Annotated in this window: 8 protein-coding genes and 2 pseudogenes; 4 read left to right on the top strand and 6 right to left on the bottom strand. The window is 37.4% G+C overall.

Going from position 1 to position 12,021, the window contains the following annotated elements; translation table 11 throughout:
• The first annotated feature begins 381 nt into the window (after positions 1-381).
• From FNZ60_RS07990 to FNZ60_RS07980, 3 genes are all read left to right on the top strand, one after another.
• Positions 382-774 (top strand): Fur family transcriptional regulator, encoded by a 393-nt coding sequence (locus FNZ60_RS07990; protein WP_142417072.1) that lies wholly within the window; start codon positions 382-384, stop codon positions 772-774.
• Positions 775-925: 151 nt separating this feature from the next.
• Entirely contained in the window at positions 926-2,020 is a 1,095-nt protein-coding gene (locus FNZ60_RS07985) for an HlyD family secretion protein (protein WP_142417071.1), read from the top strand.
• 24 nt (positions 2,021-2,044) lie between these two features.
• Positions 2,045-3,619 carry a DHA2 family efflux MFS transporter permease subunit gene (locus tag FNZ60_RS07980; protein ID WP_142417070.1) on the top strand — a complete coding sequence of 525 codons (1,575 nt, stop codon included), beginning with the start codon at positions 2,045-2,047 and terminating at the stop codon, positions 3,617-3,619.
• A 463-nt stretch (positions 3,620-4,082) separates the two neighbouring features.
• On the opposite strand, the gene FNZ60_RS09760 is transcribed toward FNZ60_RS07980, so the two are convergent.
• The 4 genes from FNZ60_RS09760 to trhO form a co-directional block, all read right to left on the bottom strand.
• Positions 4,083-4,286, bottom strand: a complete 204-nt coding sequence (locus tag FNZ60_RS09760) for a hypothetical protein (RefSeq protein ID WP_185913538.1) — start codon at positions 4,284-4,286, stop codon at positions 4,083-4,085.
• 1,631 nt (positions 4,287-5,917) lie between these two features.
• Positions 5,918-6,502 carry a GNAT family N-acetyltransferase gene (locus tag FNZ60_RS07975; RefSeq protein ID WP_142417069.1) on the bottom strand — a complete coding sequence of 195 codons (585 nt, stop codon included), beginning with the start codon at positions 6,500-6,502 and terminating at the stop codon, positions 5,918-5,920.
• A 75-nt stretch (positions 6,503-6,577) separates the two neighbouring features.
• Entirely contained in the window at positions 6,578-7,711 is a 1,134-nt protein-coding gene (locus FNZ60_RS07970) for a type III PLP-dependent enzyme (RefSeq protein ID WP_142417068.1), read from the bottom strand.
• 2,333 nt (positions 7,712-10,044) lie between these two features.
• Positions 10,045-10,962, bottom strand: a complete 918-nt coding sequence (trhO, locus tag FNZ60_RS07965; RefSeq protein WP_142417073.1) for an oxygen-dependent tRNA uridine(34) hydroxylase TrhO — start codon at positions 10,960-10,962, stop codon at positions 10,045-10,047.
• A gap of 97 nt (positions 10,963-11,059) precedes the next feature.
• Between trhO and eda the strand changes: the two genes are divergently transcribed.
• Positions 11,060-11,725, top strand: a complete 666-nt coding sequence (gene eda, locus FNZ60_RS07960) for a bifunctional 4-hydroxy-2-oxoglutarate aldolase/2-dehydro-3-deoxy-phosphogluconate aldolase (RefSeq protein WP_142417067.1) — start codon at positions 11,060-11,062, stop codon at positions 11,723-11,725.
• Here eda and FNZ60_RS10660 read toward each other — a convergent pair.
• Positions 11,698-11,846: pseudogene (locus FNZ60_RS10660) on the bottom strand (ferredoxin--NADP reductase); the annotation flags it as partial. The gene eda and the pseudogene FNZ60_RS10660 overlap by 28 nt on opposite strands.
• A gap of 59 nt (positions 11,847-11,905) precedes the next feature.
• Positions 11,906-12,021: pseudogene (locus tag FNZ60_RS07955) on the bottom strand (ferredoxin--NADP reductase); the annotation flags it as partial.

Here is a 12,021-nt window from a genome sequence, read left to right as displayed (position 1 = left end):
TTAGCGTATATAGTACCCTTTCAACTAAAGAGTCAATATCATTTTTTCAATTTTTTAAAAATAAAAATATAAAATTAAAAGTTGTATTCCAATGTATTACACTAAAAATAAGAACGTAAATTAAAAAGTAGGCTATTTAAAGAAAAGTACAAACAACCATACCTCTCAATCATAAAAACGAATTGCATGAAAGTTCCTTGTGGAGTAACGGCTGCTCTTAGATCATAATTCCCCTCCTCTCACAATAGTTATAACTCTCCTTAAATATTACGATGTGCTTCATGTAAAAGACTCAAAGACAAGCTACATATTCTATAATCACCATTGCATAAATATCTTACACCCATTATGCTTTTTCATAAGAGCAAAAGGAAGGTGTCAATGTCATCTAAACTGACGCGTAACCAAACATTGGTTCTGAATACTTTAAAGAATGCAAAAGGGCCTTTAAGTGCTTATGCGATTCTTGATCATTTACGTGAAGAAGGTTTTCGTGCACCTCTCCAAGTTTACCGAGCACTAGAAAAACTCGTGCAATTAAAATGCATTCATCGTCTTGAAAGTGTTAATGCCTTTATGGTCTGTTTACACCCCGAAAAGTGTCAACACGAACTTACCACCTTCATCATTTGTGAAAACTGTGGCAAAGTCAACGAAATACAAAATCAAACGATTGTATCGAGTTTAAAACAAATGGTTCAGGCTGTTGACTTCCAAGCACACAAAAGCACCCTAGAAGTACGAGGCCTTTGCAAAAAATGCGCAACAAAATAAGATCTCTAACTTGCAAGTCCATATATTTAGCATTATGTTTCAAAAACTACTTTGTTATTTGAAAAGCTCTTATCGCCCTTGCATATATATCACGACCAGAATGATGGGCTTATAATACTCATTAAGAATATAGATATTGAAAGTATAAATCATGTCCATAGCTGAGACAATTTTTTCAACCAAAAATTTCAATAAAACAAAACAGAAGAAACTAATTAAGGCTCTTCTTATCGTTCTTGCACTTCTTGTACTTTGGTTTAGTTATAAGTGGATAACACATTGGCGTTATATGCTCTCTACTGAAGACGCCTATGTGCAAGGAGATATAGCGGCTATCGCACCTAAATTAAATGGATATATAGAAAAAGTTGCTATTAAAGCCAACCAAATTGTAAAAAAAGACGATATCTTATTTTACTTAGACAATGGGGATTATCAAATAGCCCTGGATCAAACAAAAGCACATATTAACACACAGAAAAAAACACTTCTACGCATTGATGCACAAATCACAGCAGCACGGAGTGCTTTAGATGATGCAAAAGCACAAAAAGAAGCCGCTTCAGCCATAGCAACCAATGCGCAACTCACCTTAAAACGTGTAATAGAGCTGAAAGCCAATCATTATGCTCCTCAATCGGATGTTGATGATGCCAAATCAGCTTATGAACAAGCCATTGCGAATGTTAACCGTGCGGAGGCACAAATAGCTGCAGCCCATGCCAATATCCAAGTGTTAGAAGCACAACGGAGTGAAACAGAAAGCCAAACAAAGAGTTTAGAACTCTCACGTGAAAAAGCACAACGTGATCTTGATTCAACCATTATACGGGCACCATTTGATGGAATTATTGGAAATTTAACTGCAAAAACAGGAGATTTTGTTGTAAATGGCCAACGCCTTGCGGCATTGGTTCCTATACACGCGCTCTATGTTGAAGCAAACTATAAAGAGACACAATTGCAAAACATCCACGCTGGGCAAACAGCCTATATTACTGTAGATGCCTTCGAAAAGGAGGTCTTTACAGGAACAGTACTTTCTATTTCGCCCGCAACAGGCGCTGTTTTTTCCCTTCTCCCCCCACAAAATGCCACAGGTAATTTTACTAAGGTTGTCCAACGTATTCCGGTACGTATCTCTATTCCAGAAGAAGCGCTAAAAACCGGATATATTCGAGCGGGAATGAGTGTTTCTGTAGAAATTGATACACGTACAAAACCACAAGATAAAAGTCTCTTATAGTAACAAACAAATGGCCCTATTATTATGACATCTTCCATACCAAAGCCCATACAATCGCAAGAGCGTATAGAAATCCGTAACATTGTGCTTTTCATAGTTATGGCCTTTGGTATGTTCATGGCTATTTTGGATATCCAAATCGTTGCCTCCTCTTTAGCTGAAGTTCAAGCTGGTCTTGCTGCAAGCTCTGAAGAAATTTCATGGGTTCAAACCTCCTATCTCATTGCTGAAATCATCATGTTGCCCCTTTCTGGATTTTTAGGAAGATTGCTTTCAACACGCGTTTTCTTTACGATCTCAGCTGTTGGATTTACGATTACCTCTATTCTTTGTGCAACAGCAACATCCATTAACGAGATGATTATATACCGTGCATTGCAAGGTTTTATTGGTGGAGGAATTATCCCAACCGTTTTTGTCGCCTCTTATGTTATTTTTCCTCCTTCCAAACGTCCAATTGTCGTTCCTATTGTTGGACTCGTCGCAACACTGGCCCCCACTATTGGTCCAACGGTTGGAGGATATCTGTGTCATCTCTTATCATGGCACTGGCTTTTTCTCGTTAATGTGCCTTTTGGCATTATTATTTCAATTCTCGCATGGAAATTGATTGATTTTGATAAAGCAGATCCATCTCTCATGGCTAAATTTGACTGGTTGGGACTCATTTCTATGGCTGTTTTTCTAGGAACTTTAGAATATGTACTAGAAGAGGGTGCAGGTCATGATTGGTTGAATGATCAGCTGATTCGGGACTTATTTATTCTCATGATCTTGTCTGCCACCCTCTTCTTCTGGCGTGCTTTTACAGCAAAAGAGCCTATTGTTGATCTTACGGCTTTTTCTAATTTTAATTTTTCTGCTGCATCCATTTTTTCCTTTTCCATAGGCATCGGTCTTTATGGACTCACATATCTTTATCCTGTCTATTTGAGCCAAATCCGCCATTATGATTCCCTCATGATTGGAGAAACATTGTTTCTTTCAGGATTGGTCATGTTATTCACCGCCCCTCTTGCTGGATATCTTTCCGCACGAATCGATGCACGTTTAATGATGGCGATAGGACTTTTGGGTTTTGCAATAGGAACTTGGATGGCGAGTTCTATTACGGACAACTGGGATTTTTGGCAACTCTTTTGGCCGCAAGTTTTCCGTGGTTTTTCTATAATGGTATGTATGGTTCCTGTTAATAATATTGCCTTAGGAACACTCCCACCAGAACGAATGCAAAATGCTTCTGGGCTTTTTAATCTTACACGGAATCTGGGTGGTGCTGTAGGACTTGCCATTATTAGCACTCTCATGACAAAACGTACAGACTTCCATTACGAACGAATAGCCGAAACGCTCAACCACGCAAACAGACAAGCAACTGAAATGCTTTCAAAGCTTACTTTATTCTTAAAAACAGAAACCTTTGATTCCTATACACTTGCTCTTTCTCAACTGTTTGGTATGGTCCGTGTACAAGCAACGATTATGGCTTTTAGTGACATTTTCTTTATCATAACCATCATCTTTGGTATTTTGGGATTTATGACCATTTTTCTCAAAAAAATACCACCTCTTACAGATGATTCTCCCCCCAGTCACTAAGTTTAATTTAAATTGAGGACTATTTTTTATTTTTATCACTTTCCCCGATTCGTTTTCACTTTATCTTTTCTCAATCAATACACGCACTTCTAAATGATTCTTTTGATAAACATTCTTTTCAATGCGAGCTCTTTACGCATTTAAAAAAATAACTTTTCGCATGAAAAATTGTTTTAGAGAATAACAAACAAAAAGCTTATATAAAGAATAACATATTGATTTATATGGATAATTTAGCTTTATTCAACTTGAATTAAGAGACCTCAATAGCGTATGATTCTAATCATTTCAAATCTATTTATCTTGAATCAATCAAAATCACTTGCTTGGCACATCAAAAGCGGGGCTGGCGTGTGAGTAAAAACTGTATAATAAAAATAGCTTTTCATGAAGCGTCTTACAAGCCCGAAAGTTGGTCCGCAACACTCAAAGGCTGGCACAAGTGTATGATGGTGCTAGCTTGTTACTCCATAAGCGTAAAGATGGGGATGTTCAATAGCTCTATCGTTATACCATTTACAGGCGCCTTCGCGGAATAAAGGTGGTATACCGCTTTGAAAGATGTTTCTTTTAAAACAAACCCGTGAATCGGCAACATATCTATATTCCATTTGGGATGTTCTGTTCTTCGTGAAGGGCGTGCCCCCATTAAGGTGCTCCACACCATTGAGATCCCATCTTTACCGTTATGGAGTCACAAACCATTATCGTCAAACGCTTTTACAGCCCCAATATTGTGACTCCCTTGGTATTTGAAACAATTCATAAAAAGTATGCCTTTCTTGTAAAGTTTTGCTTCACACGACTCTTCTTGCTTATAGCGTGCAAAAGACATGACTTTGATGGATTGAATATGGAACAGATTTGGAACGACAAAAACGCGCGAGATTTAAAGGTACTAATTCAATAGGTAAAAAATGCAAAAAGCATGAATGTTCCTTATCAATCAATAAGTTTTTCATAAAAATAAAGAAATTCTTTTGATAAAGATTTTTTATTTCTCACGATAGGTCGCAAAAAATATTAAAAAAATATTTGCGCCATAAGATCTCTCATCTTTCTAGCACTCCTATTTTACGTGATGTCCTGTATGGAAATGATTCTATAAGATTTTTTACGCTTGATTCTTTTTATGCTTACACGAATAGATTACCATTCTCTTTTTCTTCTTCCCCATGGGGTTTTCCCTTTTAAGGGGGGCATAAAAGATGTATGATCTTTTTGATTTTTATTCACATCCCCCTTTCCCTTATAAGGTTCAAGACAACATTTTTTGATTCTGAATGTGAAAATTTAAAATGAGAAAATCATCCTATAACCGACATGCTCATGCCAATTGCAAAACATTGTCTTTAGAAGCCATTATCTTTATAGGGTAAAAGAAGTAAGAGTATGTTTTTTTTTAAAGTTTTCAAACAGGTGATTTTATTTTTTTATGTTCTTCTAAAGAAGCTCATTCCTATAATTTTGATTTGACCATCGCACATTTTTCTCCCCCGTCATTCAACACACGCTAAAAGCGTATAGATTTCTCAAAATACCTCTCTTTTTTGAATAAAAGTTAAACAATGAATGATTTCTTTCTATGCCCCAATTGTGCAGTGATGAATCCACAATTATGAATGACAGCAACCCTATCTTCAGGATAAATATCTACACACTTGTTTAACTTCTCAAAAACGCACATTATTAAATCTCCCCTAAAATACTTTAGAAATGCTTCCAATATCCTTTTCCAGATAAGCCAATCAACATTTCTGATATGAAAAATTCAAGGATATAAAGGATATAAATGAGAAGCTCTCGTTCGTAAGAATACATTGATTGATAAATATAATTTATCATATTGCATATTATAATGCACAATCCGAATATCATAAATATCTTTCTATTTGGCAGCAATTGAGGATGCATCAATCAAAACCTATTCCCTTATCTCCTCACAAGCAGAAAAATAAAAGCTGAAAAAAAAAGAATGCCGTCTCGATACAAAATCGACCAATGATATGGAGGGCTGGATTTTTTAGATGATACTGGCTAAAGCATTCAAAATCATTCAAGAAGTCGGTTTCTTTCCATATTATGAAATAGGCACACACTTTCAAAAAAATGAGCTTTCGATATATTGCTGTGAACTTAATTAAAACGCTCAAAAATAAAAAATCAGCGCCATAAAGAAAGTCCGCGCAACACAATCACAAAACACCTTCCCAAAACTTTGTACAAACACTTTGCCACCAAGCAATAAGCTCGCTCAATACGAACAGTGTTGTGTTAAAAATGAAATAAATACAATCTTCAAGCCACTTTATGCTGCTGAAAACGACTCGAAACGTCTCGTTCTCCACGAGCAACCAAAATTCCATAACATCCAGAAAGATAGTGCGGTATCAATTCCAAAGCTTGAAAACGATGTTTTTCATAAGGACCAGGCATTGCCAAATTTTCTGTTAAGCGATTTGAAAAACCAAAACGTTGATAAAATTCAGAATCGCCTACCAATAAAATAGCGCCATACCCCAATTTTTTTGCTGTTTCAATTGCATGACGAACTAAAATTGACCCTATTCCCATACCAGCACATTCAGTTGCAACAGCCAAGGGCCCCAAAAGTAAAGCATATTGTATTTCATTTTTTTCTTTAAAAAAAGAAACATGCCAAAGACGGACACTCCCTACAAGCTCACCAAGCGCATTTTTAACCACAAAAGAAAGCCCCTGAGCCGCTAACCGACCACGACGTAAAGCCTCTGATGATTTACGTTTACGTCCATACCCCATCGTTGCATCAAGCAAAATTTCTCGATCAAACTGATCTGCTTCTTGCTCCAATGAAAGTGTAAAACATGCGCCATCTTTTGTTTGAAAATTAATCATGTTCATCTCAATGACCGCCCTCTTATAGCGCCATGACGAGCATAGCAAAAAATCTAAAAAGCCTATCGTTAAAAGGAAGTTTTAGATCACATACGATCGTAAAGGCTCAAAACCATTAAAAGCAACAGATGCGTAAGTTGTTGTGTAAGCACCCGTTCCATGGATCAATATCTTATCTCCTATCGTTAGAGATAAAGGAAGCGGATAAGGTGTTTTTTCATAGAGAACATCAGCCGAATCGCATGTTGGTCCAGCCAAAATACAAGGCTCCATAACCTTATCATCATGAGGGGTCTCAATAGGATAACGAATGGCTTCATCCATAGTTTCAGCAAGACCATTAAATTTTCCAATATCAAGATAAACCCATCGGACATTATCATTGTCTGCTTTTTTAGAGATCAGAACAACTTCTGTGCGAATAACACCAGCATTGCCAACCATCGCACGCCCTGGCTCAATAATTGTCTCAGGAATACGATTACCAAAATGCTTTTTTAATGAATCAAAAACTGCCGTGCCATAAACTTGTTCTGTAGGAACATCTTTCAAATAACGCGTTGGAAAACCACCTCCCATATTCACTAACTTTAATGAAATACCCTCTTGTTCCAAATTTTTAAAAACACTAGCAGCATCCGATAAAGCACGATCCCACGCACTCAGATCAACCTGCTGAGACCCAACATGAAAAGAAACACCATAGGCTTGCAAACCTAATTGATTTGCGCGTTTTAGCACATCAACCGCCATAGCAGGAACACAACCAAATTTGCGAGACAAAGGCCACTCTGCCCCTTTTCCATCGGTCAGAACGCGGCAAAAAACACGTGCTCTAGGGGCTACACGTGCAATTTTTTCTACTTCTTCAATACAATCAACCGCATAAAGTGAAACACCCAAAGCATAGGCTTGCGCGATATCACACTCTTTTTTAATCGTATTTCCAAAAGAAATCCGCTCTGGTGTTGCCCCAGCATCTAAAGCCATTTCAATTTCCGCAACAGAAGCCGCATCAAAAGAAGATCCTAAAGAGCAGAGCAAACGCAAAATTTCAGGCGCTGGGTTCGCCTTTATTGCGTAAAAAATACGAGACTGCGGTAGAGCTTTTTCAAAATTTAAATAGTTGTTACGAACAACATCAAGGTCAACAATAAGGCATGGACCTTCACCACGATGTGTTGCAAGAAAATCGCGAATACGTTGCGTTGCCATCTGCAATTCTCCTTGAGGGAACGCTCCCCCACTCTATGCTTAAGACAGCCAAAGCTGCCAAAAACCAAAGGACAAAAAACACACAACAACCATCCCCATTCTGATTATAAAAAAAATCAGAAATTAGCATTGCATGCAGCGAAAGAACAGCGCGAAAAACGCGTCATTCCATTTTATCTGCCTTTTTGATTGGAATTGAGAAAACTACTTCCGCACTGAAGGCAATGAGGTGTGCCTCTATAGTTATCCCAGCATTTAAAAGCTGGAAGACACCAGAAAGGCCCGCACCGTCGTTGCTTCAAGATGTCCTCACTCTTGCAATTGGCTGTAAGAATGACTGGAGCGGTTAGTTCCAGGTACCGTACCGGTTAATCTCACCATTTGAGAACCAGCGGACACCCACAGGCACGTGCGACTTTGGGCAAGAGATTTTATAAAATGAATCCTTTCTCATTTCAATCACTTTTTTAGTTTTAAACATTTTTTAATTTTTAAAGAGAATATGATGCAAAAAAACAACACTCTCTTCCACCCAATAAAGCCATTCCTCCATTTTCATGGGATTACGCCCCTCCACCACCCATACAACATAAATGACTTTAAAAGCGCCTCTTGTTTCTCTTCCTTATTCTATTTTCCAACACCATCTATAGAAAACAACGTAAAATATCGTATTCAATATATTCATTTATAATTGATACTTTATTGTTTTGACCTTAGATCAAGAGTTCCACCGTAAAATGCTTTCATTTCCCCCTCTCTTATAATGAATCAATCAAAATTATTCGCTTGTACATCACACGTATAAAACAGCGTCTAGCTACAAAACAGTTGAAAAAAGGAATAAAATACCTCTTATGAATCCTCTCAAATGCAAAGAATACCAACATTGGAATCTGGGAAGATCTGGGCTGAAGCAATATCATCTGTAGATGATGATATCCTTGCCCCAACAAAACACCCTTATCTTGCTCATTGATATCTTAAAAAATATCTGTGCTTTCAATATCCATTTCCCCCCATTCTTCAACAAGCTACCACGCAAAATCCCCCATACAATAGAGCTGCTCTGGTATAACTCAACTGCATATCACCATCTTTATACTTATGAAATTATAAACAAACGCCCCCATTCTATCTGCCAACGCCCGATATTGCAGCAACACCTCCATTAAGATATATCATTACTATCTTAAATGTTTTTTTCCACAGACTTTCCCATGGAACGTATCAGTGATATGTGATTCGTCATCCTCCAATCTGCAAAAAGTAAATTTTATAATATTCAAATCTTTTATTAAAACTAAATTATCATTATAAATCAATGCACTATATTTAAGTTTTGAAATTATACGCGCCTATTATCATTCCATTTGTCTTAACCTGAAAGCTGTTTTTCATCTTCTCTTAATGTGTCGTATCTTATTCATTCTCATATTTTTTTCTTAAAACTATCGCTTTCCCTCCACTCTCGTAAAACGAGGAAAAAGCCTAATTTTGGAAAAATATGAAATTTTACAACCAGTACCCATTTTTACATCATTTGTTCGCTCAGCTTTATGGTTTTCAAAAACATCTAAAGCAATGCCTTTTAAATCATGAAAATGACGTATGTTCTCATGCTTTTGTTTATCGTTTTTTGAATGGAATCACGCCCCTCATGTAAAATAGCATATCCCAAACGAAATATAGTTGGGTTGCATCTTTAGTTGCTTTCTTTAAAGAGATATTTCTTAAAGCACTTGAACTCATCTCAAGCCAGCACCCGTAAAATGATACAATGGTCCCCCTATGAAATAATATAAATCTATTGGGCCCCACTATCTTGAGACTTCGTAAAAGAGCAAACCAAGCATCATCACATACTAAACCACCAATGTTACGACAGTTCTTAAAACCTGAGACGATTCATTAAAAGGTATGTCTTTTCTTGTATCGTTTTACGCCACACAACCTTCCCCACTGGTAACGTGCAAAAGATATGGTTTTGATTGATTCAATAAAGCAAAAGTTTCAAGTGAGAGAATTCTCACGATTTTCAGATCTCTCATTCAATATAGAAACGATAAACGGTTATAAATCAATGTGCTAAACTGTTAGAAAACAGCTTCTCCATTTTAAAATAAAAAGTACTTGAATACTCAATCCTATCAAATAACGGGAAGCAAATGATCTATAATGATTATTTATATAACTGGATAATTTAACGCAGACCAAAAGACCGAATAACATTCGGTCTTATAAAGAAATATTCTTCTACAAAGATCAAAGATAGCTCTCTCTTAAATTTAAGAGAAAAAAGCTAAAACTTAAATCCCGATACAACAATATCCTTATGTCCCTTGATGCGAATCAATTGCACGCAACTTCAACAATTGAAATTGCCTATGGCGCTCACGAAAACGCTCTCTATCAGCTTCACTACGCGTGTTATAACAAGCATCACACGAAACACCTTCCTCGTAATGAGGCGATAATTTGCTTTCAGCATTCAGAGGCGAACGACACGCGCGACAGAGTTCACGTCCACATTCTTCAAGACCATGTTGAACAGAAACACGCTCATCAAAAACAAAACATTCACCCCACCATAAACTTTCCTCTTTGGGAATTTTTTCTAGATATTTTAGAATTCCCCCCTTTAAATGGTACACTTGCTCATAGCCAAGTTCACGAACATAGGCGGTTGATTTTTCACAACGAATACCGCCCGTACAAAACATAGCAATTTTCTTTTTCTTCTTTAAATCAGCCTCATGTTGACGCACCCATTCAGGAAATTCGCGAAATGTTTTAATATTGGGATCAATGGCTCCTTTAAAACTTCCAATCGCATATTCATAATCATTACGCGTATCAATGAGAATGGTCTCTTCATCTTGAATAAGAGCATTCCAGTCTTCAGGATCGACATAAGTCCCAACAACTTTTAGCGGATCAACCCCTTCAACCCCCATGGTCACAATTTCTTTTTTCAACCGCACTTTCATGCGATGAAAAGGCATTTTTGATGCCCATGAATACTTAATCTCCGGCGTTTGAAACGCTGGCTCAGCCCTAATAAAATCGATCAACGCTTCGATGGCTTCACAAGAACCAGCAACAGTTCCATTAATTCCCTCTTGTGCTAAAAGCAGGGTCCCTTTGATATCCTTTGCTTGACATAAATCCTGTAAAGGCTTTTGTAATTGACGATAATGCTTCAAATCTGCAAAGCAATAAAGCGCAGCAACTTTAAAATTCTTTTCCATGTGTTTTGCCATAACGTGCGTTTCATCCAATTTCAAGATCTATTCATTTACTCTTTAACATATTGTGCTTACAATATCATCTTGAAGAAAGAATATCATGTGCCAAAAAAGAGAAAAACTTTTATTATATTTGCAAAGACAAACCATTATACCTGTTTTGCTCATTGACAATCTACAAAATGCTGTACCCTTAGCACGCGCTCTTGTCAAAGGTGGATTAACAACAATTGAAATCACCTTGCGAACACCACATGCCCTCAAAGCAATTCAAGCCATTACACAAGAAGTCCCTGAAGCAATTGTTGGAGCCGGAACAATTCTCAACACAACACACTACGAACAAGCCGAAAAAGCTGGAGCAAAATTTATTGTAAGCCCCGGATTATCAAATGAATTAATCAATTGTGCAAAAAATAGTGAAACTCCTCTTCTTCCTGGTGCAATGACCCCAAGTGAACTCATGCAAGCACTCGATAAAGGCTATTCATATCTTAAATTTTTTCCTGCCAAAGCCGCTGGAGGATTTGACTTTATTCAAGCATTAACCTCTCCTTTTTCTGAAATCTTCTTTTGCCCCACAGGTGGTATAACACAAAAAAGTGCAACACAATGGCTCCAACTTCCTAACGTTTTTTGTGTTGGCGGTTCTTGGGTAGCGCCCCAACAGCTCATTTCAACAAAGGATTGGGATTCAATTAGTGCGTTAGCGTATACTGCATCACAACTCTCCTCTTGCCCCACAAAAGCACGCTCTACAACGTGAAGGTGTGGGGGCATTATTCGCCCCTTCAAATAAGACTAAAGCCTTCACACATCCTTGCGCAATCTTTTAGCATTGCCATAGAACCACAAATCATCATCCGATCTTCATCGGAAGAAATTTGAAAAACTATTGTTTTTTTTAAAAGTACATGACAAAAGCAAAAAAATAGCCCCAATTCCTTCATCCCACAAAGGCACGCTCTACAACATAAGTTGCAGGAGCATTATTCGCCCCTTCAACAAGACCAAAGCCTTCACACATCCTTGCGCAATCTTTTAACATTGCCATAGAACCAC

Origin of the sequence: Bartonella massiliensis, assembly GCF_902150025.1 — a bacterium.
Lineage (GTDB): Bacteria > Pseudomonadota > Alphaproteobacteria > Rhizobiales > Rhizobiaceae > Bartonella > Bartonella massiliensis.
This window is presented reverse-complemented; position numbering and strand designations above follow the sequence as displayed.

Excerpts from the sequence above, each read along its gene's own strand:
- FNZ60_RS07990 (WP_142417072.1), top strand. The coding sequence starts at position 382 with ATGTCATCTAAACTGACGCGTAACCAAACATTGGTTCTGAATACTTTA.
- FNZ60_RS07970 (WP_142417068.1), bottom strand. The coding sequence starts at position 7,711 with ATGGCAACGCAACGTATTCGCGATTTTCTTGCAACACATCGTGGTGAA.
- FNZ60_RS07980 (WP_142417070.1), top strand. The coding sequence starts at position 2,045 with ATGACATCTTCCATACCAAAGCCCATACAATCGCAAGAGCGTATAGAA.
- FNZ60_RS07985 (WP_142417071.1), top strand. The coding sequence starts at position 926 with ATGTCCATAGCTGAGACAATTTTTTCAACCAAAAATTTCAATAAAACA.
- trhO (WP_142417073.1), bottom strand. The coding sequence starts at position 10,962 with ATGGAAAAGAATTTTAAAGTTGCTGCGCTTTATTGCTTTGCAGATTTG.
- FNZ60_RS09760 (WP_185913538.1), bottom strand. The coding sequence starts at position 4,286 with ATGGTGTGGAGCACCTTAATGGGGGCACGCCCTTCACGAAGAACAGAA.
- FNZ60_RS07975 (WP_142417069.1), bottom strand. The coding sequence starts at position 6,502 with ATGAACATGATTAATTTTCAAACAAAAGATGGCGCATGTTTTACACTT.
- eda (WP_142417067.1), top strand. The coding sequence starts at position 11,060 with ATGTGCCAAAAAAGAGAAAAACTTTTATTATATTTGCAAAGACAAACC.